General features: G+C 65.8%; 15 protein-coding genes. 10 read left to right on the forward strand and 5 right to left on the reverse strand.

What is annotated here, in order from left to right; all coding sequences use genetic code 11:
• Window positions 1–284: 284 nt before the first annotated feature.
• From mutL to M4578_RS14950, 3 genes are all read left to right on the forward strand, one after another.
• A complete protein-coding gene (mutL, locus tag M4578_RS14940; RefSeq protein ID WP_420854814.1) occupies window positions 285–2111 on the forward strand; it encodes a DNA mismatch repair endonuclease MutL in 1827 nt (608 codons plus the stop codon).
• Entirely contained in the window at window positions 2108–3244 is a 1137-nt protein-coding gene (locus M4578_RS14945; protein ID WP_258094090.1) for a DNA recombination protein RmuC, read from the forward strand. The genes mutL and M4578_RS14945 overlap by 4 nt, the downstream gene beginning before the upstream one ends.
• A 161-nt stretch (window positions 3245–3405) precedes the next feature.
• Window positions 3406–3735 carry a DUF3775 domain-containing protein gene (locus tag M4578_RS14950; RefSeq protein WP_258094091.1) on the forward strand — a complete coding sequence of 110 codons (330 nt, stop codon included), beginning with the start codon at window positions 3406–3408 and terminating at the stop codon, window positions 3733–3735.
• A 33-nt stretch (window positions 3736–3768) separates the two neighbouring features.
• Here the strand turns inward: M4578_RS14950 and M4578_RS14955 are convergent, their stop codons facing one another.
• Together M4578_RS14955 and M4578_RS14960 are read right to left on the reverse strand one after the other, a co-directional pair.
• Entirely contained in the window at window positions 3769–4167 is a 399-nt protein-coding gene (locus M4578_RS14955; protein WP_258094092.1) for a CZB domain-containing protein, read from the reverse strand.
• 118 nt (window positions 4168–4285) lie between these two features.
• Window positions 4286–5539: a DNA polymerase IV gene (locus M4578_RS14960; RefSeq protein WP_258094106.1), complete on the reverse strand. Its 1254-nt coding sequence runs from the start codon at window positions 5537–5539 to the stop codon at window positions 4286–4288.
• A gap of 67 nt (window positions 5540–5606) precedes the next feature.
• Here M4578_RS14960 and M4578_RS14965 point away from each other — a divergent pair, with 67 nt between their 5' ends.
• From M4578_RS14965 to M4578_RS14975, 3 genes are all read left to right on the forward strand, one after another.
• Window positions 5607–5999: an NUDIX hydrolase gene (locus M4578_RS14965; RefSeq protein ID WP_258094093.1), complete on the forward strand. Its 393-nt coding sequence runs from the start codon at window positions 5607–5609 to the stop codon at window positions 5997–5999.
• A gap of 178 nt (window positions 6000–6177) precedes the next feature.
• Window positions 6178–7041, forward strand: coding sequence for an SPFH domain-containing protein (locus tag M4578_RS14970; RefSeq protein WP_420854815.1), 864 nt, complete (start codon window positions 6178–6180; stop codon window positions 7039–7041).
• Window positions 7041–7307, forward strand: coding sequence for an NfeD family protein (locus M4578_RS14975; protein WP_258094095.1), 267 nt, complete (start codon window positions 7041–7043; stop codon window positions 7305–7307). The genes M4578_RS14970 and M4578_RS14975 overlap by 1 nt, the downstream gene beginning before the upstream one ends.
• 34 nt (window positions 7308–7341) lie before the next feature.
• Here M4578_RS14975 and trpS read toward each other — a convergent pair whose 3' ends face one another.
• Both trpS and pyrF read right to left on the reverse strand, forming a co-directional pair.
• Window positions 7342–8343: a tryptophan--tRNA ligase gene (trpS, locus tag M4578_RS14980; protein WP_258094096.1), complete on the reverse strand. Its 1002-nt coding sequence runs from the start codon at window positions 8341–8343 to the stop codon at window positions 7342–7344.
• Window positions 8344–8538: 195 nt separating this feature from the next.
• Window positions 8539–9258: an orotidine-5'-phosphate decarboxylase gene (gene pyrF / locus M4578_RS14985; RefSeq protein WP_258094097.1), complete on the reverse strand. Its 720-nt coding sequence runs from the start codon at window positions 9256–9258 to the stop codon at window positions 8539–8541.
• A gap of 290 nt (window positions 9259–9548) precedes the next feature.
• Between pyrF and clpB the strand changes: the two genes are divergently transcribed.
• Window positions 9549–12164 carry an ATP-dependent chaperone ClpB gene (gene clpB / locus M4578_RS14990; RefSeq protein ID WP_258094098.1) on the forward strand — a complete coding sequence of 872 codons (2616 nt, stop codon included), beginning with the start codon at window positions 9549–9551 and terminating at the stop codon, window positions 12162–12164.
• Window positions 12165–12553: 389 nt separating this feature from the next.
• On the opposite strand, the gene M4578_RS14995 is transcribed toward clpB, so the two are convergent.
• Window positions 12554–12991 carry a DUF302 domain-containing protein gene (locus M4578_RS14995; protein ID WP_258094099.1) on the reverse strand — a complete coding sequence of 146 codons (438 nt, stop codon included), beginning with the start codon at window positions 12989–12991 and terminating at the stop codon, window positions 12554–12556.
• A gap of 105 nt (window positions 12992–13096) precedes the next feature.
• Between M4578_RS14995 and M4578_RS15000 the strand changes: the two genes are divergently transcribed.
• From M4578_RS15000 to msrQ, 3 genes are all read left to right on the forward strand, one after another.
• Window positions 13097–14590 (forward strand): FMN-binding glutamate synthase family protein, encoded by a 1494-nt coding sequence (locus M4578_RS15000; protein WP_258094100.1) that lies wholly within the window; start codon window positions 13097–13099, stop codon window positions 14588–14590.
• Between the two features lie 70 nt (window positions 14591–14660).
• Window positions 14661–15572, forward strand: a complete 912-nt coding sequence (gene msrP, locus M4578_RS15005; protein WP_258094101.1) for a protein-methionine-sulfoxide reductase catalytic subunit MsrP — start codon at window positions 14661–14663, stop codon at window positions 15570–15572.
• Window positions 15572–16189 (forward strand): protein-methionine-sulfoxide reductase heme-binding subunit MsrQ, encoded by a 618-nt coding sequence (gene msrQ / locus M4578_RS15010; RefSeq protein WP_258094102.1) that lies wholly within the window; start codon window positions 15572–15574, stop codon window positions 16187–16189. Before msrP ends, msrQ begins: the two co-directional genes overlap by 1 nt.
• Window positions 16190–16850: the final 661 nt, after the last annotated feature.

The following is a 16850-nucleotide window of genomic DNA, read 5'->3' on the forward strand; positions in this document are numbered from 1 at the left end:
CGATACCGGGCGGAACCAGGTTTGTGCAAAGCTCTGGCCGTAAAGCGCGGCGATGGTTTCATAGGCGAAGCGGGTTACGGGCATCTCGGCCTCCTCTGACTGCTCCCGGAGTAACGCAACAATGCTGCGTCATTCCGTGTTAAATCTTTGCATTTATTTCCCCTTCGAGCCAAGTGCGACTTTGGTTTCATGCTCGGGCACCGCAGTGATGCGCTGCGATTCCCCCGTTTCAGAATCGCGGCGGCTCTGCTAGGTTTTGTAGGATGAATACTTGCAGCCCCAATATGCGCCCTGTCATCCGTCAGCTCGACGAGGCCGCGATCAACCGGATCGCGGCGGGGGAGGTCGTGGAGCGGCCCGCCTCCGCGGTGAAGGAGCTGGTGGAAAACGCCATCGACGCGGGCGCGCGGCGGATCACGGTCGAGGTGGCGGACGGTGGCAAGACGCTGATCCGGGTCAGCGACGACGGCTGCGGCATGAGCGCCGAAGAGCTGCCGTTGGCGCTGTCGCGCCATGCCACCTCCAAGATCGACGGCAGCGATCTCTTGAACATCCACAGCTTCGGATTCCGCGGCGAGGCGCTGCCCTCGCTGGGCGCTGTCGGTCGACTGACGATCCAGAGCCGCGCCGCGGGCGAGGAAGGGGCCGAGATCTCGGTCTCCGGCGGCAAGATGACGCCGGCCAAGCCCTGCGCGCTGAACGGCGGCACGGTGGTGACGCTGCGCGATTTGTTTTTCGCCACGCCGGCGCGGCTGAAATTCCTGCGCAGCGACCGCGCCGAGCAGCAGGCGATTTCCGATGTGATCAAGCGGCTGGCCATGGCCGAGCCTTCGGTGGGCTTTACCCTGCGCGATGTGAGCGAGGGCAAGGACCGGGTGAGTTTCCGCGCCGATCCCTGCTCGGGCGATCTCTTCGACGCGCTGCGCGGGCGGCTGGCGCAGGTGATGGGGGCGGAGTTCACCGACAATGCGCTTTCCGTCGATGCCGAGCGCGAGGGGTTCCGGCTGACCGGTCTCGCGGCGCTGCCGACCTATTCGCGGGGCACCTCGGTGGCGCAGTATCTCTTCGTCAACGGGCGCCCGGTTCAGGACAAGCTGCTGCATGGCGCGCTGCGCGGCGCCTATGCGGATTTCCTCAGCCGCGAGCGGCACCCGGCGGTGGCGCTGTTTGTCGATTGCGACCCGCACAAGGTGGATGTGAACGTGCACCCGGCGAAATCCGAGGTGCGGTTCCGCGATCCCGGCGTGGTGCGCGGGCTGATCGTCTCGGCGCTGCGCCACGCGCTGGCCGAGGCCGGGCACCGGGCGTCGAGCACCGTGGCGGGCGCCACGCTGGGGGCGATGCGGCCGGAACCGGTGGCTCCGCGCGTCTATCAGATGGACCGGCCCTCGCAGGGGGCGCTCTCCACCGCCTGGCGGGCGCAGGCGCCGATGCCGGCACCGCAGCCCGAGGCGGGGTTCGCCGAGATGGCGCAGGCCTATTCCGGCCGTGTCGATCCGGTCGAAGAGGCGCCGCAAGGCGCCGATGAGACGCTGCCGCTTGGCGCCGCGCGCGGCCAGGTGCATGAGAATTACATCATCGCCCAGACCGGGGACGGCATCGTCATCGTCGATCAGCATGCCGCGCATGAACGTCTCGTCTATGAAAAGCTGAAACGCCAGATGGCCGAGCGCGGCGTCGCCGCCCAGGCGCTGCTGATCCCCGAAATCGTCGAATTCTCTGCCGACGATCTTGTGCGCCTGCTCTCTATTTCCGAGGAGCTCGCCCGCATGGGGCTCACTGTCGAGCCGTTCGGAGGCGGCGCCGTCGCGGTGCGCGAGACCCCGGCCATTCTCGGCGAGGTCAATGCCAAGGCGCTGCTCGGCGATGTTCTCGACGAGCTTGCCGATTACGGCAGTTCCCAGCTTGTCCAGGAGAAGATCGAGGCGATCCTGTCGCGTGTCGCCTGTCACGGTTCGATCCGGTCGGGCCGCCGGATGCGCGCCGAAGAGATGAACGCGCTCCTGCGCGAGATGGAGGCAACGCCGCATTCCGGCCAATGCAACCATGGCCGGCCGACCTATGTGGAACTGAAACTCTCCGACATCGAGCGGCTGTTCGGGCGCACATGAGCGATCTCGGCGGGGTCACGGTCGCGCTGGACGACCCGCGCCTCTGGGCGGGCCTGGCGCTGGCGGCGCTGCTGCTGGTCCTGTTTCTGGCGATCCGCGCTGCCAACCGCGCCGCGAGTCTGGCGCAGCCGCTGGCGCAGCTCAATGCCCGCGTGCATGCGCTGGGCGAGGGGCAGGAGCGGCTGGCGGGCGGGTTGCACCACGTCACCGAGGCGCAGCTTCAAAGCCAGACCGCCATGCTGGAACTGATGGAGCGGCGGCTGGCCGAGGTGCAGGGCCATATGTCGGAAAGCCTGCACGGCACCGCCCGCCGTACCGCCCACAGCCTCGGCGAGTTGCAGGAACGGCTGAAACTCATCGACCGCGCGCAGGAGAATATCTCGCGGCTTTCGGGCGACGTGCTGTCGCTTCAGGACATCCTGTCGAACAAGCAGACGCGCGGCGCCTTTGGCGAGATCCAGCTCACCGACATCGTCGGCAAGGCGCTGCCGCCGGACAGCTATACCCTTCAGGCGACGCTGTCGAACGGGCGCCGGGCCGATTGCCTGATCCACATGCCCGAGCCGCCGGGCCCCATCGTCATCGACGCGAAATTCCCGCTCGAAGCCTATGAGGCGCTGATGCGGGCCGAGATGGGCGACAGCCGCACGCGCGCGGCGCAGGCCTTTCGCCTCTCGGTGCGCAAGCACCTGCGCGACATCGCAGAGCGCTATGTGATCGAGGGCGAGACCGCCGACTCGGCGCTGATGTTCCTGCCTTCGGAGGCGGTCTATGCCGAGTTGCACGCCAACCACCCGGAGGTGGTGCGCGAAGGCTTCAAGCTGCGGGTCTGGATCGTCTCGCCCACCACCTGCATGGCCACGCTTAACACGCTGCGCGCGGTGCTCAAGGATGCGCGGATGCGCGAGCAGGCGGGGGCGATCCGGCGCGAGCTGGCGCTGCTGAACACGGATGTCGAACGGCTGGGCGCGCGGGTGGAGAATCTCGACCGGCATTTCGCCCAGGCCGCCCGGGATGTGTCCGAAATCCGCATCAGCGCCGACAAGGCGGGCCGGCGCGCGCGCAGGCTCGACGATTTCGATTTCGAGGACCGGCGCGCCGACACGGTGGTGCCGCTGCCGCGCAATTCCTGAGCCCGCGCGGACGCCGCGCTCTTCCCACCGGATGAATTCTTACGTATTGCGGATCGGACATGTTTTGCCAGACGGGCCATCCTGCCGTATTCTTGCGCAAGATCAAGGACGGGAGGCCGGCCCGCGCCCATGCTGCCGGGCCAGATAGAGGAGACGGGGAAATGGAAGAGATCAGTGTCCGTAAGGTCGCCCATGTGATCCTGCTGGCGCGCGAGATCGACCGCGGCGAAGGCGAGCTGCGCGGGATCATCGACCAGATGACCGAAGAGGAACAGGCCGCGTTGGTCGCGATCATGTGGATCGGCCGCGACGCGTTCGATGCCGACGAATGGGCCGAGGCCTATGCGACCGCCGTCGCCGAAGCCTCGACACCTACGGCCGACTACCTGATCGGCACGCCGCATGTGGCCGACCATCTCGAAGCGGGCCTCGAAGCGCTGGGCTACGATTCCTCCGACGAGGAAGATGAGCTGCTGCGCCGCGGCGCCTGAGCCTGAGTCTAAGCCCGGCGATCCGCCTCCCTGTCAGGAGGCGGGGGCGTGTACTGCGCCCAGCCGCAGTTCCGAGCGCCAGAGAGCCAGCGCCGAGACCAGCTTGTCGGATTTCTGCTTGTAAAGGCCGTGCATCATGTCGAGAGCCTGGTCGGTCTGGTTCTCGGCAATCAGCGCTGCCACGTCGCCGGCGATCTCGTGAAACTCCTTGTGCAGCCGGTAGACGACCTGCCATGGTTTGCCGGCGCGGATCTGCGGGGTCATACTGGGGTCGTCCAGCCATCTTCCGAAGGCACAGCCCTGGCAGTTTCCGATCATCGCGGGGGAAACGTCGAGCCGCCCGGTGGAGGCGGCCTTGAACAGACGGACTTTCCATTCAACATGTTTGCGGATCGCATCGCCAAGGGCGGCGTCGATGTCAGCTTCGGTCATTGTCGTCTCCTGAAGCGCCCCACTAGGCGAATGTGACGCAAAGACCTTTCCCCTCTGCTAGAGCCGGAGGGCTTCCGGATGGCGGCCGCGGTCAGGTCACCTGGCGCAACACCGGTCGCTATCGCAGGGCGCGCCCCTTGACGATGGCGTCCTCGCCGAATTTCGCCCGGATCGCATCCGTGGCGCGCTCGGCGCCGGCGCGCCGCGCCGCCTGCGGGTCGAGCAGATCTCCCAGCCGGTCGGCTTGCTCGGCGGGCACAAGCTGCGAGATCCCGGCCCCCAGCAGTCGATAGGGGCCGCGCGGTCCGAGCTGGTCGAAGAGCGCGCGCGCCTCGCGATAGATCCGGTCGGCCATTTGCGTGGCATCCCCCAGCGCGTGGCGCCGCGTGATAAGCTGGAAATCCGCGCGCTTCACCTTGAGCACCACCACCCGCCCAGCCAGCCCCTTGGCCTTGGCGCGGTCGGCAACCTTTTCGCACATGCGCCAGAGATGGCCGTCGAGAAGATCCGGGTCGGCGGTATCCTCGTGAAAGGTGGTCTCGTTCGAGATCGACTTCACCGGCGCATCGCGGGTCACGCGCCGGTGGTCTTCACCGCGCGCGAGATGCCAGAGCCTATCGCCCATCGAGCCGAAGCGCGCGGTCAGATCCTCGCGCTCCCAGCGCAGCAGATCCTCGAAACTGCGGATGCCCGAACGTTCCAGCGCATCCTGCGTCGCCTGCCCCACCCCCCAGATCATCCGCACCGGCTTGGGGCGCAGGAAGGCCTGGGTTTCCGCCGCGCCGATCACCGAAAACCCGTGCGGCTTGTCGAGATCCGAGGCGATCTTGGCGAGAAACTTGTTGTGCGAGAGCCCGATGGAACCGGTGACGCCCAGCTCGGCCTTCATGCGTTTGACCAGCCGCGCCAGCACCACGGCGGGCGGCGCGCCATGCAGCCGCGCGGTGCCGGTCAGATCCAGAAACGCCTCGTCCAGCGACAGCGGTTCGATGGCGGGCGTGAGCTCTTCCATGAAGCCGCGAATCTTGCGCGAGACCTCGGCATAAAGCGACATGCGCGGTTTCAGCACCACCGCGTCGGGGCAGAGCTGTAGCGCCTTGAACATCGGCATGGCCGAGCGCACGCCCCGGATGCGCGCCACGTAGCAGGCGGTCGAGACCACGCCGCGCTTGCCGCCGCCGATGATCACCGGCTTGTCGGCCAGCGCGGGATTCTCGCGTTTCTCGACGCTGGCATAGAAGGCATCGCAATCCATATGCGCGATCGACAGCGACCACAGTTCGTCATGCGAGACGATTCTGGGGCGCCCGCAGCTCGGGCAGCGCGTGCCCGCGTCGAATTCTGCCAGACAGTCGCGGCAAAGCGCGGGCATGGGTGGTAATTCCGCCATGAGTGGTTACCTCTTCCTTATACGCGGGAATGGAGCGTGGGGCCACGCCGTGAGCTTTGCAGGTGCGAAACTTATTCTGTTTCTGGGCAGCGATCTGCTGGTGATCCGGCGCGATCACAGCACGGGGATTCCCTGGCCGGGCTATCTGGATTTTCCGGGCGGTGGCCGCGAAGGCTCTGAAAGCGCCGAGGAGTGCGCCTTGCGCGAGACCCAGGAAGAGGTGGGGCTGACGCTGCCGCGCAGCGCGCTGGTCTGGCGCCGCCGCAACGGGCCGAGCTGGTTTTTCGCGGCGCATCTGCCCGCCGGCCGGGCGGAGGATGTGCGGTTCGGGGGCGAGGGCTATGGCTGGCAGCTCATGCCGCCCGAGGAATACGCCCGCCGTGACGATGCGATTCCACATTTTCAGGAGATGCTGTCCGCCTATCTGGCGACACAGGGGTGACGGCGCCCGGGGACGCGATGGGCGCTCTCTGTCCGCGATTCCACTCGGTTTGCCAAGAGCTGCCAAGGACGCGCGGTGGGTCCGAAACCGCTTTTCGGCCCTCACGCGGCAGGGCATACTGCGCGCATAGAGAAGGAAGGCCATTATGAACGTTGAAGAGCTTGTTGCAGAGATTTTTATGGGCGGGAACCTTGTGATCCTGCTGCTGGCGGGGTTCCTCATCCTCGCCATCCTTCTTGGGGTGCGGATTGTGCCGCAGTCGGAAAAACATGTGGTCGAACGCTTCGGGCGGCTGCGCGCGGTGCTGGGGCCGGGGATCAACTTCATCGTGCCGTTTCTCGACCGGGTTGCCCACAAGGTGTCGATCCTGGAACGCCAGCTTCCGACCGCCTCGCAGGATGCCATCACCGCCGACAACGTGCTGGTGCAGGTGGAAACCTCGGTCTTCTACCGCATTCTGGAGCCGGAAAAGACGGTCTACCGGATTCGCGACGTGGACGCGGCCATCGCCACCACCGTGGCGGGGATCGTGCGGGCCGAGATCGGCAAGATGGAGCTGGACGAGGTGCAGTCCAACCGCTCGGCACTGATTTCGACCATCAAGGGTAATGTCGAGGATGCGGTCGACAACTGGGGGATCGAGGTCACGCGGGCCGAGATCCTCGACGTGAATCTCGATCAGGCGACGCGCGACGCGATGCTCCAGCAGCTCAATGCCGAGCGCGCGCGCCGCGCGCAGGTGACCGAGGCCGAGGGCAAGAAACGCGCGGTGGAGCTTTCCGCCGACGCCGAGCTTTACGCCGCCGAACAGGTGGCCAAGGCGCGGCGCATCGCGGCGGATGCCGAAGCCTACGCGACCCAGGTCGTGGCGCAGGCCATTGCCGAGCATGGTCTTGCGGCCGCGCAGTATCAGGTGGCGCTCAAGCAGGTCGAGGCGCTGGTCTCGCTCGGAAAGGGCGAGGGCAAGCAGACCATCGTGGTGCCCGCCGACGCGCTGGACGCGTTCAAGAACGCCTTCGGGATGCTGAAGGGGCGGAGCTGATGGTGACGCTCTGGTGGGTCTGGCTGGCGGCGGCGGTGATCCTGCTGGTGCTGGAGATGCTGGCCCCGGCCTTTGTCTTTCTGGGCTTTGCCATCGGGGCGGCGGCGGTCGGGCTCTGGCTGCTGGCGGGCTATGCGCTGGCCTGGCCCTGGCTGTTCCTGATCTTTGCGCTGGTCTCGCTGGCCGCCTGGCTGGCGCTGCGGCAGGTGGTGGGCATCCGCAAGGGCCAGATCAAGCACTGGGACCGCGACATCAACGAAGACTGACGGCCCGCCCCGGTTTCGGGACGGGCCCTCGGGCTCAGAGCCGGAAGACGCCGAGTGCGTCCATCACCTCGCGCTTGGTGGCCTCGGTCACCTCGCGCGCCTGCTGCGTGCCCTCGGCGACGATGCGCGTCACCTCGGCCAGATCCGTGGCATACTCGGCGCGCCGCGCGCGGATCGGGGCGAGCAGCGCCTGAAGGATGTCCTCCAGCCGCCGTTTCACCACCGCATCGCCAAGGCCGCCTTGCCGGTAGTGCTCCTTGAGTCGCGCGACCTCGTCCTGATCCTCGTCGAAAGCGTCGAGATAGGTGAAGACCACATTGCCCTCGACCTTGCCGGGATCGCTCACGCGCAGGTGGCCCGGATCGGTGTACATGGCGCGCACCGCCGCCGAGATCTCGTCGGGGCTGGCCGAGAGGGCGATGGCATTGCCGCCGGATTTGCTCATCTTGGCCTTGCCGTCGATCCCCGGAAGACGCCCCGCCTTGGGGATCACCGCCCGTGCCTCGGGCAGCACCTCGCGCCCGGCGGCGGTGTTGATGCGGCGCACGATCTCATTGGTCTGCTCGATGAGCGGCGCCTGATCCTCGCCCACCGGCACCACGGTCGCCTTGAAGCCGGTGATGTCGGCGGCCTGGGCGGCGGGATAGCAGAGAAACCCCGCCGGGATGTCGCGCCCGAAGCCACGCGCGCGGATCTCGTCCTTGATGGTGGGGTTGCGCTCCAGCCGGGCGACGGTGACGAAGTTCAGGTAGAGCATCGACAGCTCCGCCAGCGCGGGCAGATGCGATTGCAGGCAGATCGTGGTTTTCGCCGGGTCGATGCCGACGGCAAGGTAATCCAGCGCCACCTCAAGCACATTGCGCCGCACCTTGCCGATGTCGTCGGCATTGTCGGTCAGTGCCTGGGTGTCGGCGAGCAGCAGGAATTGCCGGTGGCTGTCCTGAAAGCTCAGGCGGTTTTTCAGCGAACCGGCGTAATGGCCGATGTGCAGCGGGCCGGTGGTGCGGTCGCCGGTCAGGATCACGGGTCTGGTCATGTGGGGTCTCCGTTTGGAAGGGACGGGACGCCGCAGGGGGAGGGGATGTGAAAAAGGCCGCCCGATGCGGCGGCCTGTGTTTGCATGAATCGCGCGGGCCGCCCTGTTACGAGGGCTGCCACCAGAACTGAGTATGGGTCACGGCGCGGGTCATGCGCTGCTGGTTAGACGCTTGCCGCGCCGGGAGCAAGGGCCTCAGCCCCGGTTGGGGCGCTGGGCCTGCGGCGAGCGCAGCTCCTGCTGGATCGACAGCGCCGCGTCGCGCGGGCTCGGCGCGCGCCAGACCGGGCGGCCGACGACGATATGGTCGGCCCCGGCGGCGATGGCGCTGGCGGGGGTGGCGATGCGCTTCTGGTCGTCATCCGCCGTGCCATAGGGGCGCACGCCGGGGGTGACGATCAGACGCCCCTCGGCCTCGGGCAGCGCGCGGATGCGGGCGGCCTCGTTGGGTGAGGCGATGACGCCATCGGCCCCCGCTTCGAAGGCGCGGGCAGCGCGTTCCACCACCAGATCGGGCACCTCGCCCGCGCGGATCATGCTGTCATCCAGATCGGTGCGGTCGAGCGAGGTGAGAATGGTCACCGCGAGGATCTTGAGATCCTTGCCCGCCGCGCCTTCCTTGGCGGCGCGCACCACATGCGGGTCGCCATGCACGGTGAGAAAATCGAGATCGAACTGTGCCAGCCCGCGCACCGCGTTCTCCACCGTCTGGCCGATGTCGAAGAGCTTCATGTCGAGGAAGATGCGCTTGCCATGCTCCTGCTTCAGCTCGTTGGCCAGCGCCAGCCCGCCGCCGGTGAGCATGCCCAGCCCGATCTTGTAGAAGGACACGGCGTCGCCGATGGCGTCGGTCAGCTTCAGCGCCTCCAGGGCGTTGGGCACGTCGAGGGCAACGATCAGGCGGTCGTCGGACATGGGGCGCTCCTTATATGTGGGCGGTATGTTTGGGACGGGCCTCTCATGCGGCGGCGGCTCCGCAGCGTCAAGCCTCGGGAACAGGGGGTGGGCGCTTTTGCCAAAAGATTCGTTATGCGGTGCGGAAGACCGGGGTATTTTCAGCGGAACCGCGCTGCGGATTTTGTGATCACGGGACTTGAAGGCACGCGCTCTCAGGACCATCTTGAGGGATGAGGCCCGACATCGCCGCGTGCTGCCTGGCAGGCGCTGCAAATCCCGATCGGGCGCTTAATGGAAGGAGAGACACCATGAACTTGGAGAAGTTCACGGAGCGGTCGCGCGGTTTCATTCAGGCGGCGCAGACCATTGCGATGCGGGAAAGCCACCAGCGGCTGGCGCCCGAACATATCCTCAAGGCGCTGATGGACGACGACCAGGGGCTCGCGTCCAATCTCATCACCCGCGCGGGCGGTCAGCCCAACCGTGTGGTCGAGGCGCTGGAGCAGAAGCTCGCCAAATTCCCGAAAGTCTCGGGCGACGCGGGGCAGGTCTATCTCGACTCTGCGACCGGCAAGGTGCTGGACGAGGCCGAGAAGATCGCCAAGAAAGCCGGTGACAGCTTTGTGCCCGTGGAGCGCATTCTCATGGCGCTGGCCATCGAGAAATCCGGTGCCAAGGAGGCGCTGGAAGCCGGTGCCGTGACGCCGCAAAAGCTCAACGAGGCGATCAACGACATCCGCAAGGGCCGCACCGCCGACAGCGCCAATGCCGAGGAAGGCTATGAGGCGCTGAAGAAATACGCGCTGGACCTGACGGAGCGTGCCGAACAGGGCAAGATCGACCCGATCATCGGCCGCGACGAGGAAATCCGCCGCTCGATGCAGGTGCTGTCCCGCCGGACCAAGAACAACCCGGTTCTGATCGGCGAGCCCGGTGTCGGCAAGACCGCCATCGCCGAGGGGCTGGCGCTGCGCATCGTCAATGGCGACGTGCCCGAAAGCCTGAAGAACAAGCGTCTTCTGGCGCTCGACATGGGCGCGCTGATCGCCGGCGCGAAATATCGTGGCGAGTTCGAGGAACGGCTGAAATCCATCCTGAAGGAGATCGAGAGCGCCGCGGGCGAAATCATCCTCTTCATCGACGAGATGCACACGCTGGTCGGCGCGGGCAAGGCGGACGGGGCGATGGATGCCTCGAACCTGCTGAAACCGGCGCTGGCACGGGGTGAGCTGCACTGCGTCGGCGCCACCACGCTCGACGAGTACCGCAAGCATGTGGAGAAAGACCCGGCCCTTGCCCGGCGCTTCCAGCCGGTGATGGTGCAGGAGCCGACGGTCGAGGACACGATCTCGATCCTGCGCGGCATCAAGGAGAAATACGAGCTGCACCATGGTGTGCGGATCTCGGATAGCGCCCTTGTGGCCGCCGCGACGCTGTCGCACCGCTACATCACCGACCGCTTCCTGCCCGACAAGGCCATCGACCTGATGGACGAGGCGGCGTCGCGTCTGCGGATGGAAGTCGACAGCAAGCCCGAAGAGCTCGACCAGCTCGACCGGAACATCCTGCAAATGCAGATCGAGGTCGAGGCGCTGAAGCTCGAAGACGATGCGGCGTCGAAGGACCGGCTCGAAAAGCTCGAAAAGGAACTGGCCGATCTCGAGGAGAAATCCGCCGAGATGACCGCCCAGTGGCAGGCCGAGCGTGACAAGCTGGCCTCGGCGCGCGACATCAAGGAAGAGCTCGACAAGCTGCGGGCCGATCTTGAGATCGCCAAGCGCGAGGGCAATTTCGCCAAGGCCGGGGAGCTGCAATACGGGCGCATCCCGGAGCTGGAGAAAAAGCTCGCCGAGGCGGAAAGCGCCGAGGACGATGTCATGGTCGAAGAGGCCGTGCGTCCCGAGCAGATCGCCGAGGTGGTGGAACGCTGGACGGGCATCCCGACCTCCAAGATGCTGGAGGGCGAGCGCGAGAAACTGCTGCGCATGGAAGACGGGCTGCACAAGCGGGTCGTCGGTCAGGCGCAGGCGGTGCGCGCCGTGGCGAATGCCGTGCGGCGGGCGCGCGCGGGCTTGAACGACGAGAACCGTCCGCTGGGCTCGTTCCTCTTCCTCGGGCCGACCGGCGTGGGCAAGACCGAGTTGACCAAGGCGGTGGCCGAGTTCCTCTTCGACGACGACAACGCCATGGTGCGGATCGACATGTCGGAGTTCATGGAGAAACACGCGGTCTCGCGTCTGATCGGCGCGCCTCCGGGCTATGTCGGTTATGACGAGGGCGGTGTGCTGACCGAGGCCGTGCGCCGGCGCCCCTATCAGGTGGTGCTGTTCGACGAGGTCGAAAAGGCGCACCCGGACGTGTTCAACGTGCTGCTGCAGGTGCTGGACGACGGGGTGCTGACCGACGGTCAGGGCCGCACGGTCGACTTCAAGCAGACGCTGATCATCCTGACCTCGAACCTCGGGTCTCAGGCGCTGTCGCAGCTGCCGGAAGGCGCGGACAGTGCGCAGGCACGGCGCGACGTGATGGACGCGGTGCGGGCGCATTTCCGCCCCGAGTTCCTCAACCGTCTGGACGAGACGATCATCTTCGACCGGCTGAAGCGGGACGATATGGATGGTATCGTCGAGATCCAGCTGTCGCGGCTGCTCAAGCGGCTGGCGCAGCGCAAGGTGCGTCTGGAGCTGGACGAGGCGGCCAAGAAATGGCTGGCCGAGGAAGGCTACGACCCGGTCTTCGGGGCGCGTCCGCTCAAGCGGGTGATCCAGCGTGCCTTGCAGGATCCGCTGGCCGAGATGATCCTCGGTGGCGACATCCATGACGGCGATCTGGTGCCGGTGAGCGCCGGGGCCGACGGGCTGCTGATCGGCGAGCGCGTCGGGGCCTCGAACCGCCCGCGCCCGGACGATGCGGTCGTGCATTGAGTGTTGCATTTATGAACAGGAAAAGGCCCGCCGGTTGGCGGGCCTTTTTCGTTGGGTTCGGTTTGAGGGATGGTGGGCAGATTGCCCACCCTACAAATGAGCGTTGTCCCGGCGCGGAACAAGCCCGAAGGGCGCCGCGCAAGCGCCGGACCGTCCCGGCGGTCTGGCGCTTTTGTGACGACCGCGTCAAGTGTTGAGGTCTTTCGGACGTGGCCGGGATAAATCGAGAGGCTCAGAAGGCCGAGCGCCAGCCCACGGTCCGGCGCATGCGCGGCTCTCGATCTTTGCGAAGCGGAGACTGGTTGGCGACGGTGGGCAAAGATTGCCCACCCTACATTGCATGGCGCAGACCCCGTAGGGTGGGCAATCTGCCCACCACCCGCTTGCGCTCAGTCCAGACCGATCGCCGCCCGGGCGAGCCCGTCGAGCAGCTCCTGGATCTTCTGCATCTCGCCCTCGGGATAGGCGCGGAAACCGATGGTCGTGACATCGGGTTTGTCGTGACGCACCATGATGAAGATGTCGTAGGGGCAGAACATGACGTTCATCGGATCCGCTTCCATCACCTCGCGCGACAGCTTGGCCGAGCAGAAGCTGTAGATGTCGGCCACGTCGAAGATCACCACATCCGAGCCCACATCGCCGCGCGTGCGTTCGAGCATTTCGCCGGTGTGGCTCACATGGTCGATCACCAGCCCGGCGTCGATGATGGCATTCTCCAGACCAAAGGACACGTCGTCGAAACTCTGGTCGGTATCGTAGGTCACGACATCCTCCGCAAACGCGGGGCCCGTGGCCAAAACCAGCGCAGCCAGCAGTTTTTTCATCTCTCTCCTCCCGAGTGGTTGCCGAACGCGGCGGCGATTGTCACTGTGCCGGTGATACGCGGAAACCGAAAATCATGCAAATCAATGAATATATGAGGGGGTAACATGGGCGCGGCGATGTATGCGTTGCAGGTTCTCGCACTGGTCTTTGTCGCGGTCATCGGCGCCGCCGTTCTGCTGGCGCTGGTGCTGTTTGTGATCGACCGCACGCAGGCGGGCGATGCGATCCGGCGCAATTATCCGGTGATCGGGCGGTTTCGCGGACTTTTCACCAAGCTGGGGGAGTTCTTCCGCCAGTATTTCTTTGCCATGGACCGCGAGGAGATGCCGTTCAACCGGGCACAACGCGACTGGGTCTATCACGCCACCAAGGGCGGCGATAACACCGTGGCCTTCGGCTCGACTCGCAATCTCAACATTCCCGGCACGCCGATCTTTGTGAACGCGGTCTTCCCGCCGCTCGACGATCAGTTCGCCACCACCGAGCCCATGGTGATCGGCCCGCATGCGCGCGTCCCTTATGTGGCCAAGTCGATCTTCAATATCTCGGGCATGAGCTATGGCGCGATCTCGCGCCCGGCGGTCGAGGCGCTGAGCAAGGGCGCCTTCAAGGCTGGGATCTGGCTGAACACCGGCGAGGGCGGGCTTGCGCCCTATCACAAGGCGGCGCCCTGCGATCTGGTGTTCCAGATCGGCACCGCCAAGTTCGGGCTGCGCGACGAGCATGGCAATCTCAGCGACGACAAGCTGCGCGCGGTGGCCGCCGATCCGCAGGTGAAGATGTTCGAGCTGAAGCTGGCGCAGGGCGCCAAGCCCGGCAAGGGCGGCATCCTGCCCGGCGAGAAGGTGAACGAAGAGGTCGCGGCCATTCGCGGCCTCAAGGTCGGGCAGGCAGGCATCTCGCCCAACCGGCACAAGGAGATCGACGATTTCGGCGATCTGCTGAACGTGATCGGCCATATCCGCGAGGTCTCGGGCAAGCCGGTGGGGTTCAAGACGGTGATCGGCTCGTCGGACGAGTGGGAAAACCTCTTTAAGATGATTGTGGAACGTGGCGCCGAAAGCGCGCCCGACTTCATCACCATCGACGGCGGCGAGGGCGGCACCGGCGCCGCGCCCATGCCGCTCATCGACCTTGTCGGCATGCCGATCCGCGAGGCGCTGCCGCGCATCGTCGATCTGCGCGACCGCTACGGGCTCAAGGACCGCATCCGCATCATCGCCTCGGCCAAGCTGGTGAACCCGGCGGATGTGGCCTGGGCGATCTGCATCGGCGCCGATTTCATCACCTCGGCGCGCGGCTTCATGTTCTCGATGGGCTGCATTCAGGCGCTGAAATGCAACCGCAACACCTGCCCCACGGGCATCACCACCCATGACCCGCGTCTTCAGAAAGGGCTCGTGGTCGAGGATAAATATGTGAAGGTCGCGAATTACGCCAAATCGGTGATCAAGGAGGTCGAGACCATCGCGCATTCCGTCGGCGTGTCGGAGCCGCGCCAGATGCGGCGGCGTCATGTGCGCATCGTGCAGGCCGATGGCAGCTCGATCCCCTTCAACAAGATCCGCCCAAGTTACAGGACAGACACCGCAACGTGAGTCTTTGTTGGTTTGTGGAATGGCCCTCCGCAGCTACCTTTCCTCAAGGACAGGAGCTTAGGAGGGCCCCATGGCGCTGCGCTGGAAAGGCGGTCTGAAGGACCGCGACGTTACCGACGAGACATTGTGGCTGAACCGCCGCCAGATGCTGGGCGGTTCTGCCGGTCTGGCGCTCGCCGGGCTCGCCGGGCTCGCCGGCGGCGCGCGGGCCGAAGCGGCGCTGGAGCCCAACAGCTGGGAAGAGATCACCAGCTACAACAACTATTATGAGTTCGGCACCGGCAAGGACGATCCGGCGCGCAACGCGGGCGGGCTGACCACCATGCCCTGGAGCGTCAAGATCGACGGGCTGGTCGACCGCCCAGGCGATTACGCCTTCGAGGATATTCTGGCTCAAATGGAGCTGGAGGAACGGATCTATCGGTTCCGCTGCGTCGAGGCCTGGTCGATGGTGGTGCCCTGGACCGGGTTCGAGCTGGCCGACCTGCTGGATCTTGCGGGCGTGCAGCCCTCGGCGAAATACGTCGCGTTCGAAACCGTGCTGCGCCCCGAGGAAATGCCGGGCACCGCTTACCGTGTGCTCGACTGGCCCTATGTCGAGGGGCTGCGGCTCGACGAGGCGGTGCATCCGCTCACCCTCATGGCAACCGGCATCTATGGCCGCGACCTGCCCAACCAGAACGGCGCGCCGCTGCGGCTGGTGGTGCCGTGGAAATACGGGTTCAAGTCGATCAAATCGGTGGTGCGCATCACCCTGACCGACAGCCAGCCGCCGACCAGCTGGAACAAGGCCAATGCCCGCGAATACGGCTTCTATTCCAACGTGAACCCCGAGGTGAGCCACCCGCGCTGGAGCCAGGCCAGCGAACGCCGCATCGGCGGCGGGCTGTTTGCCAAGCGCGAACCCACGCTGATGTTCAACGGCTACGGGGAGGAGGTGGCGGGCCTCTATGCCGGAATGGATCTGAGCAAGTCTTTCTGATGCTGGCGGACCGGATCAATGCCGCCGCGCGGCGGGTGCCGAACTGGGCCCTATATATACTGTGTCCGCTCCCGGCACTCTGGCTGCTCTGGCAGGGTCTCACCGGGGGGCTGGGCGTCGAGCCGATCAAGGCGCTCGAACACGAACTGGGGGAGCTGGCGCTGCAGCTTCTGATCGCGGGGCTCTGCATCACGCCGCTGCGCAAGCTGGCGGGGGTGAACCTGCTGAAGTTCCGCCGCGCGGTGGGGCTGATCGCCTTTCTCTATGTTGCGCTGCATCTGCTGGTCTGGCTGGCGCTCGACGTGCAGATCCCGGCGCAGATCTGGGCCGACATCGTCAAGCGCCCCTATATCACCGTGGGCATGCTCGGGTTCGCGCTGCTGATCCCGCTGGCGCTGACCTCGAACAACCTGTCGCTGCGGCGGCTCGGGGGCAGGCGCTGGCGTCAGCTGCACAGGCTGACCTATGGCGCGGTGCTGCTGGGGGCGCTGCATTACATGATGCTGGCGAAAGGCTTTCAGATCGAACCGCTGGTCTATCTGACGGTTGTGCTGGGCCTGCTGGCGCTGCGCCTGCCGGGAATAGCGGTGGCGAGGCGGTCCGGGCAGCGCGGATAGGTGCCAAAGCTCTGTGCGCACTCTCTTGAGAGCAGGGGGCAGGGCGGCTGAAATCGGTGTTCTGGGCTTTGAGGGCGGTGGAATCGCGACATTCTTCTCAAACCGCGCAAGAACCGGGCAGAGTCGAGGAGGCATTGCCGTATCTGGGGCGCTGCGAGAATCGCGTATTTTCCGAAAATCGGTCGATTTTGGGCCTCAGACCGGAAAACCGGCGGGAAATTTGCTCCGGGCGCGAGTCAGGGCCTTTGGTCTGGGAACTCCTTCAGACTCAGTTGGAGGGATTTCGGCCGAGTCAGCGGGGTGACTCGCGGCGATTTTCGCGAGGGAGTCGGCCCGGGTTGGGGGTAACTCTGTGGGTAACGCAAAATCTGGTAGGACTCCCCGCCGGAGCCTCCTGAAATCGCTGGGCTCAAAGCGCTTCCGATACCGCGTGGCGAAAAAAGCTCCGATGCAACGCTTTGATTTTGAACGAAACTTCAGGAAATTAAAAAAAAGATGACGTTTCTCGCAGAAACCGCTTGCGGCCCCCGGCATCAAACCGTAAATACCCCCTCACCGGCGGCGCTGAGGTGCGGCTGGGACGCCAGACGGGGCGGCGGCGAGGCGGGAACGCGGCGCTGACGCAGACGAGGCGGAGATAACATCGAGAGGTTTGACGGGC

The organism is Salipiger pentaromativorans (assembly GCF_024721115.1).
Taxonomy (GTDB): domain Bacteria; phylum Pseudomonadota; class Alphaproteobacteria; order Rhodobacterales; family Rhodobacteraceae; genus Salipiger; species Salipiger pentaromativorans.

Coding starts and splice junctions, on each gene's coding strand:
- mutL (WP_420854814.1), top strand. CDS start 285: ATGCGCCCTGTCATCCGTCAGCTCGACGAGGCCGCGATCAACCGGATC.
- M4578_RS14945 (WP_258094090.1), top strand. CDS start 2,108: ATGAGCGATCTCGGCGGGGTCACGGTCGCGCTGGACGACCCGCGCCTC.
- M4578_RS14950 (WP_258094091.1), top strand. CDS start 3,406: ATGGAAGAGATCAGTGTCCGTAAGGTCGCCCATGTGATCCTGCTGGCG.
- M4578_RS14955 (WP_258094092.1), bottom strand. CDS start 4,167: ATGACCGAAGCTGACATCGACGCCGCCCTTGGCGATGCGATCCGCAAA.
- M4578_RS14960 (WP_258094106.1), bottom strand. CDS start 5,539: ATGCCCGCGCTTTGCCGCGACTGTCTGGCAGAATTCGACGCGGGCACG.
- M4578_RS14970 (WP_420854815.1), top strand. CDS start 6,178: ATGGGCGGGAACCTTGTGATCCTGCTGCTGGCGGGGTTCCTCATCCTC.
- M4578_RS14975 (WP_258094095.1), top strand. CDS start 7,041: ATGGTGACGCTCTGGTGGGTCTGGCTGGCGGCGGCGGTGATCCTGCTG.
- trpS (WP_258094096.1), bottom strand. CDS start 8,343: ATGACCAGACCCGTGATCCTGACCGGCGACCGCACCACCGGCCCGCTG.
- pyrF (WP_258094097.1), bottom strand. CDS start 9,258: ATGTCCGACGACCGCCTGATCGTTGCCCTCGACGTGCCCAACGCCCTG.
- clpB (WP_258094098.1), top strand. CDS start 9,549: ATGAACTTGGAGAAGTTCACGGAGCGGTCGCGCGGTTTCATTCAGGCG.
- M4578_RS14995 (WP_258094099.1), bottom strand. CDS start 12,991: ATGAAAAAACTGCTGGCTGCGCTGGTTTTGGCCACGGGCCCCGCGTTT.
- M4578_RS15000 (WP_258094100.1), top strand. CDS start 13,097: ATGGGCGCGGCGATGTATGCGTTGCAGGTTCTCGCACTGGTCTTTGTC.
- msrP (WP_258094101.1), top strand. CDS start 14,661: ATGGCGCTGCGCTGGAAAGGCGGTCTGAAGGACCGCGACGTTACCGAC.
- msrQ (WP_258094102.1), top strand. CDS start 15,572: ATGCTGGCGGACCGGATCAATGCCGCCGCGCGGCGGGTGCCGAACTGG.